Origin of the sequence: Actinoplanes oryzae, from assembly GCF_030757795.1 — a bacterium.
Taxonomy (GTDB): domain Bacteria; phylum Actinomycetota; class Actinomycetes; order Mycobacteriales; family Micromonosporaceae; genus Actinoplanes.
This window is the reverse complement of sequence record NZ_JAUQWH010000298.1, coordinates 1-5,109: the sequence shown is the minus strand read 5'-3', so window position 1 is coordinate 5,109 and position 5,109 is coordinate 1. Positions and strand designations below refer to the sequence as shown.

Genomic DNA, 5,109 nt, shown 5'->3' with positions numbered 1-5,109 from the left:
CAGCCGGGCCCGGCGGCGACGCCCTTGCTGATCCGGTACGCCGAGATGTCGCCCTTCACGTACGACCGCAGCTGCGAGACGCGCGCCGGGGCGGTGCCGTGATCCGCCACGTACGCCATGATGGCGGCATCCACGGAACGGCACGTGGCGGCGCCGGCCACCTGCTCCGCCCGGGCCGTCAGCGCGTCGCTGTTCAACGCAGCGTAAGAAACACCGGCAATACTCACTGTCACTGCTGCGGCCACGGCAGCCTCGCTCAACGTCACGCAGCTACTCTAGGCGTCATAACCCTGAGTAGTGAGAGTCCGGTCAGGTCGGGAAGATCATCCAAAAGTCTTACTGAAAGTAGTTTGCGGGCGGGGTGCGGGCGCGCCACGCCGGAGGGTCATCGCCGGGATGTGCGTACGGAGTCCGCTTTATACCTGTATGACGGTTTCATGGGAGAGTTGACGAAGCGGGACAAGCAGATTCTCGGCGGCAGCGTCGCGGTGCTCGTGGCGGCGGGAGCGGGGGCGCTCGTCCTCGGCGACAGCGGCGGCAGCCCGGCCGTGCCCGGGGCGGCCGGGCTCGGGCGACGGCCGGTGATCGCGGACGCCCGGCTCGGCCCGGCCCGCGAGCCCGACGCGGCGCTGAACATCGTTCCGGTGTCGCGGCAGCCCGCCCCGGCCCCCGGCGCGCCGTCGACCGCCCCGGAGACCGCCGGCCCGTTCACCCCCGACGCGATCGACCCGTCGACGATCTGGACGCTGACACCCGCGGGCCCGGTCCGGTCCACGACCCGACCGGCGACGCGGCGGCCGGTCGTGCCCGTGCGGACCGCTCCCGGCGTACCGGTGATCCCGGCCACGATGCCGCCGGTGCTGACGCCGCCCGTACCGACGCCGGTCCGCACCTCCCCGGAGCCGCCGCCGGTCGTCACGCTGCCGCCGGTCGTCACGCCGCCGCCGCCGCGGGAGGAACCCGAGCCGGTCGAGACGCCCACCTGGGAGGAGCCCGAGCCGGTCGAGACCGACGACTGGGAGGAGCCCGCCGCCCGCGACGAACCCGACGAGCGCTGGGACGAGGCCGTCGAACCGCACTTCTTCCCCTGGGAGTCCGGCGAGGGCGGCCTGCCCGACGCGGACACCTTCGACTGGGAGTCGGACCGCCTGGACGGGATCGACGACATCGACTGACGGCGGGCTGTCATACGATCAGCGGCGGGATCACACGTACGCACGGAGGGATGACATGACTACCGAGACGCTGGAGTTCCAGGCCGAGGCGCGCCAGCTCCTGCAGCTGATGGTCCACTCGATCTATTCGAACAAGGACATCTTCCTGCGCGAGCTGATCTCCAACGCCTCCGACGCCCTGGACAAGCTGCGCCTCGCCGCCCTCACCGACGACGCCCTGACCGCCGAGGATCTGCACATCGCGATCGAGGCGGACCAGGAGGCGCGGACGATCACGGTGCGGGACAACGGCATCGGCATGTCCCGGGACGAGGTCGTGGCGCTGATCGGCACGATCGCCAAGTCCGGCACCGCGGAGCTGCTGCGCAAGCTCAAGGAGAGCAAGGACTCGTCGGCCGGCGAGCTCATCGGCCAGTTCGGCGTCGGCTTCTACTCGACGTTCATGGTGGGCGACAAGGTCACCCTGGTCACGCGCAAGGCCGGCGAGGACACGGGTACGCGCTGGGAATCGGCCGGCGAGGGCACGTTCACGATCGAGGAGGTCGCGGACGCGGCGTCCGGCACGGCGGTGACCGTCCACCTGCGCCCGGCCGACGAGGAGGACGCCCTCTACGACTACACCGACGAGTGGAAGATCAAGGGGATCGTCAAGCGGTACTCCGACTTCATCTCGTTCCCGATCCGCCTGGTCAAGCCTTCCTCCTCGGAGGGCGAAGACTCGCCGGAGCCGGAGACGCTCAACTCCATGAAGGCCCTGTGGGCGCGCCCGCGCTCCGAGGTCAAGGACGAGGAGTACCACGAGTTCTACCGGCACATCAGCCACGACTGGACCGACCCGCTGGAGATCATCCAGATGCGGGCGGAGGGCACCTTCGAGTACGAGGCCCTGCTCTTCATCCCGGCCCGCGCCCCGCACGACCTCTTCCAGCGCGACGGCCGCCGCGGCATCCAGCTCTACGTCAAGCGCGTCTTCATCATGGACGACAGCCAGGAGCTGATCCCCGACTACCTGCGCTTCGTCAAGGGCGTCGTCGACGCGGCCGACCTGTCGCTCAACATCTCCCGCGAGATCCTGCAGCAGGACCGCCACATCCAGATGATCCGCAAGCGCCTGGCCCGCAAGGTCCTCAGCACCATCAAGGACCTGCAGACCAAGGAGCCGGAGAAGTACGCGACCCTGTGGCGCGAGTTCGGCCGGGCGATCAAGGAGGGCCTGCTCAACCCGGGCGAGGACCAGAAGGGCATCCTCGACGTGTCGTCCTTCGCCACCACGCACGGCGCCGAGCCCACCACCCTCGCCGACTACGTGGCGCGGATGAAGGAGGGCCAGGAGGAGATCTACTTCATGACCGGCGAGAGCCGGGCCCAGGTGGAGAACTCGCCGCACATGGAGGCCTTCCAGGCCCAGGGGTACGAGGTCCTGCTGCTCACCGACCCGGTCGACGAGATCTGGGTCGAGGCGGTGCCGGACTACGACGGCAAGAAGCTGCAGTCCATCGCCCGGGGCAACGTCGACCTCCCCGCCGACGAGAAGCCGTCGGAGGAGAAGACCGGCGAGTTCGCGCCCCTGCTCACCTGGCTCGGCGAGACCCTCGACGAGGTCAAGGAGGTGCGCCTGACCGGCCGCCTGTCCACCTCGCCCGCCCTGCTGGTCAGCGACAGCAACGACATGACGCCGACGCTCGAGAAGATGTACAAGGCCATGGGCCAGGAGGTCCCCGCGGTCAAGCGCATCCTCGAGCTCAACCCGTCGCACCCGCTGGTGGTGGCGCTGCGCGACGCCCACGAGCGGGACGCCGCGGACGCGTCGCTCCCGGAGACGGCCGAGCTGCTCTACGGCACGGCGCTGCTGGCCGAGGGCGGCGACCTGGCGGACCCGGCCCGCTTCGCCAAGCTGCTCGCGGACCGGCTCGCCAAGACGGTCTAGGGTCGCTGCACCACGGTTTTCAGGGCTTCGCGTACGGCGGTGGCACCGGCTGCCACCGCCGCCGCGGCACCCCGCACCGTGGCGGCGACCGGTCCCTGCGGCGGGATCCGCTCCTCGACGGCCTCCCACGCGGGCTGATCGATCGGGAACGGGTTCCCGCCGCCGGGCGCCCGCAGCACCCGGGTGCCCGCGAAGCGCGCGTCCGCCTTGAGCGTCTCCCGGGAGATCACCGGGAAGACGTGCTCCAGCGTCACCTCGATCGCGGTGTGATCGTCCGCCTTGCCGCTCACGACACCCGTGGCGACAGCCCCGCCGCCCCGGCCGCTGCGCCATACGACGACGCCGTCGCCCGGAGCGATCTCCGCCCGATGTCGCCGGATCGGCCAGCTCGACGGCCCGGGCCCGGTGGGTTGATCCTTCGTCTGCAGCAGCCAGTGCGCCATGATCGTGATTGTCGCGCCGGGGCCGGGCGGGCGGCCTGTGATCGCGGAAGGACCACCCTAGGGTGGGCGGATGACGACCAGCACGGAGATCCGCCTCGCCTCCCGTCCGCACGGCGCGCCCGTGGCGGAGAACTTCACGCTCGTGGAGACGGCGCTGCCCGAGCCGGGGCCCGGCCAGCTGCTCGTGCGCAACGAGCTGCTCAGCGTCGACCCGTACATGCGGGGGCGGATGAGCGACGCCAAGTCCTACGTCGCCCCGTACGAGGTCGGCAAGGCCCTCGAAGGCGGCGCGGTGGGCGTGGTCGAGGCCTCGCGGGCGCCCGGCTTCGCCCCGGGGGATCACGTGCTGCACGGGCTGGGCTGGCGCTCGCACGCGCTGGTGCCGGCCGCCTCCGCGGCGAAGGTGGACCCGGCCGTCGCGCCGCTCGGAGCGTACCTGGGCGTGCTGGGCATGACCGGGCTGACCGCGTACGCGGGGCTGGTCCGCACCGCCGAGTTCCGCGAGGGTGACGCGGTCTTCGTGTCGAGCGCGGCCGGCGCCGTCGGCCAGGTGGTGGTCCAGCTGGCCCGGCTGCGCGGCGCGAGCCGGGTGATCGGCAGCGCCGGCTCGCCGGACAAGGTCGCCTGGCTGCGCGACGAGCTGGGCGCCGACGCCGCGTTCGACTACCACGACGGCCGGGTGCGCGACCTGCTCAAGGCGGCCGCCCCGGAGGGCATCGACGTCTACTTCGACAACGTCGGCGGCGATCACCTGGAGGCGGCGATCAGCGCCCTGAAGGTGCACGGGCGGGTGTGCGTCTGCGGCATGATCAGCGTCTACAACGCCACCGAGCCGGTGCCCGCGCCCCGCAACCTGAGCCAGCTGATCGGCAAGCGGCTCACCGTCCGCGGCATGCTGGTCCGCGACCACCAGGACCTGCGTGACCGGTTCCTGGCCGAGGTGGGGCCGCTCGTCGCCGACGGCCGCCTGCGCTACCAGGAGACCGTCCACGACGGGATCGCGAACACCCCCGAGGTGTTCATGGCGATGCTGCGCGGGCAGGCGGGGCCGGGCAAGATCCTGGTCCGGGTCTGAGCCTCATCCGGCGGCCGGATAAGCGGCATCGGGCCGGAGACGGCCGAGAGCATCGGTCCCTCTGCAACGGAGAAGAAGGCAACCGCCAGGACGGCGGAAATAGCGAGCGCTGCGAGACCTCCGCCGCCCACTAGCAGGAAGTAGCTACTTCGGCGATAACTGCCGGCCGGACTGAACCACAGCTTCACGAGCCTGAAGTGGATGCTGAGCGCGAATAGCCCGCCCAGGATCGAGAGACTTCCGGCGACCGCCAACCGCAAAGTCTTGTTCGCGTCGAAGCCGACGCGCTCGGCGAGTCGATATAGTCCGGCGTGCCATCAGCCGAAGTTGCTGGCAAGATCCTCGTACGCGCGTCTCTGAGCCGAGCAGGCCGCAAAAGCACCGTTGATCCGGTGCCGGAGGCCCACCCCACGCGGACGTGGGATGGGCCTCGGCGGGCGGTGGGTCAGCGGCGCTCGGTGGTGTAGAGGGTGGCGATCTCGTCGTCGG

At 70.8% G+C, this 5,109-nt stretch carries 4 protein-coding genes and 1 pseudogene; 3 read left to right on the top strand and 2 right to left on the bottom strand.

Annotated elements, in window-relative coordinates; genetic code table 11:
- Positions 1 to 197 (bottom strand): annotated as a pseudogene (locus tag RBH18_RS42990) (hypothetical protein); the annotation flags it as partial.
- Between the two features lie 240 nt (positions 198 to 437).
- Here RBH18_RS42990 and RBH18_RS42985 point away from each other — a divergent pair.
- Both RBH18_RS42985 and htpG read left to right on the top strand, forming a co-directional pair.
- Positions 438 to 1,175: a hypothetical protein gene (locus RBH18_RS42985; protein ID WP_306216291.1), complete on the top strand. Its 738-nt coding sequence runs from the start codon at positions 438 to 440 to the stop codon at positions 1,173 to 1,175.
- A 55-nt stretch (positions 1,176 to 1,230) separates the two neighbouring features.
- Positions 1,231 to 3,102: a molecular chaperone HtpG gene (htpG, locus tag RBH18_RS42980; RefSeq protein WP_306216290.1), complete on the top strand. Its 1,872-nt coding sequence runs from the start codon at positions 1,231 to 1,233 to the stop codon at positions 3,100 to 3,102.
- Here htpG and RBH18_RS42975 read toward each other — a convergent pair.
- Positions 3,099 to 3,545 (bottom strand): EVE domain-containing protein, encoded by a 447-nt coding sequence (locus RBH18_RS42975; protein ID WP_306216289.1) that lies wholly within the window; start codon positions 3,543 to 3,545, stop codon positions 3,099 to 3,101. The two genes, htpG and RBH18_RS42975, sit on opposite strands and share 4 nt — an antisense overlap.
- A 70-nt stretch (positions 3,546 to 3,615) precedes the next feature.
- Between RBH18_RS42975 and RBH18_RS42970 the strand changes: the two genes are divergently transcribed.
- Positions 3,616 to 4,620 (top strand): NADP-dependent oxidoreductase, encoded by a 1,005-nt coding sequence (locus RBH18_RS42970; protein WP_306216288.1) that lies wholly within the window; start codon positions 3,616 to 3,618, stop codon positions 4,618 to 4,620.
- Positions 4,621 to 5,109: the final 489 nt, after the last annotated feature.

What these genes read in the sequence shown, in the direction of transcription:
- RBH18_RS42975 (WP_306216289.1), bottom strand. Translation starts at nt 3,545, where the DNA reads ATGGCGCACTGGCTGCTGCAGACGAAGGATCAACCCACCGGGCCCGGG.
- RBH18_RS42985 (WP_306216291.1), top strand. Translation starts at nt 438, where the DNA reads ATGGGAGAGTTGACGAAGCGGGACAAGCAGATTCTCGGCGGCAGCGTC.
- htpG (WP_306216290.1), top strand. Translation starts at nt 1,231, where the DNA reads ATGACTACCGAGACGCTGGAGTTCCAGGCCGAGGCGCGCCAGCTCCTG.
- RBH18_RS42970 (WP_306216288.1), top strand. Translation starts at nt 3,616, where the DNA reads ATGACGACCAGCACGGAGATCCGCCTCGCCTCCCGTCCGCACGGCGCG.